Source organism: Alcanivorax sp. 1008, from assembly GCF_020667895.1.
Classification (GTDB): Bacteria; Pseudomonadota; Gammaproteobacteria; order Pseudomonadales; family Alcanivoracaceae; genus PGZG01.
Window position 1 is genome coordinate 1 of the sequence record NZ_JAFMPS010000068.1, and the last position, 1400, is coordinate 1400.

Genomic DNA, 1400 nt, shown 5'->3' on the forward strand with positions numbered 1-1400 from the left:
CAACAATGGCCAAATGCCCAATATGACCGGCGGCACCCGGCCTTTGCCGGGCCACTCAGGGCTTAACCAGGCAGGATCTAGAGCCAGCCACGCTCCGCCAGCGACACCCAGTTGCCATCACCAATAATTGGAGTATAGCACCACCCAAAGGTGTTCAGAATAAATTCCTCTAAAAACAGAATATTAGACTGAGTTTTGGGACTTTGTTTTGGGACTCCAAAGCCCGCTTTTACGACTGTCGCTATCCCCCCCTCCTCCGGCCTCGGCGGAGTAAACCCATACGAGTCAATGTGTTATGCAGTCCATATCGCCATCCCTGCCTAGAGCCCTATATTTCGATCAGACTCTTACCCGCGATCTCTAATCGTGTATCGGAGCAAAGAGCCCTCATCAATTCTCTTTCTGGCTCCCAGTCCGCCGGGGAACCTATAGCGTGCCCGAGCACCAATTCTGAAAGCACATTGCCCCACTCAGCCTGGGACCGCTTATTCCCAATAGAATCAAAATGTATTACTTCATGGCACCCTTCGCAGAGCGAAACAAGCTATTCATCGGCCTTTCCGAGCATCACGGGATCGCTGTAATCCATGTAATGGACAAGGTCGGCTTTGCCGCCACACCTCATACACATTCCTTTGCCCTAGTACTCTCGTACTAATTCGCTTCCAGAGCTTAGTCCTTCTGTAATCTTCGTACTCCAGCGCTAGTGTGTCTGCCTTATCCCGCCAACCACGCCCCTGCCTCTAGCCATCTCGTCGACGTTAGCTTGAATTCGCTCAATTTCTCTTGCCAATTCATCAGGGGTCACAATTTATCGCCTAACGCCGCAAGCAGTGGTGATCGGCTACAGTTTCTTATTATCACCTGATTTATCCTTGATGACTGAAATAAATGCTGCCAAGAGCAGGGGCATAAAAAGTGTGCCTAACAAAGCCTGAGATGCAGCCAAGCCGCGAACAGCTTCGGTGGGCTGAAAATCACCGTAGCCGAGGGTGGTCCAAGTTACTACAGAGAAATACAGTGATGCTGCAGGCTCATGAACTATATCTCCGCTGTACATAATCCCATGATGCAGATAATGGGCGGCAAAGCCGATTATGCAGACATACATAGCCAAGAGCATCTTGCCAAACTGCGGCCACAGATGTAGCTCCTGTCTTCGCGTAAAGACATTATGAAAAGACGTAAGAAAAACCGAAAAGACAAAGAACGACAATATATATATATTCTGAAGACCCTTGCCGGCCATTAAAGATAGCGTCAATGACAAGGGTAAAATGCCCAAAATACATATAGCCCATCCGGCCATTACTAACTTCATTTATATCCCCGGTCTGGTCATGGCGTTTGAGCTCAGGCCGCAGCCCGACAGGGACGTCGGCCTGCAACGAATTGTTCGG

1 protein-coding gene is annotated in these 1400 nt (G+C 49.6%); it reads right to left on the bottom strand.

All coding sequences use genetic code 11. The features are described 5' to 3' along the window. Positions 1-844: 844 nt before the first annotated feature. A complete protein-coding gene (locus J1C54_RS16235; protein ID WP_229149987.1) occupies positions 845-1321 on the bottom strand; it encodes a potassium channel family protein in 477 nt (158 codons plus the stop codon). Positions 1322-1400 lie beyond the last annotated feature (79 nt).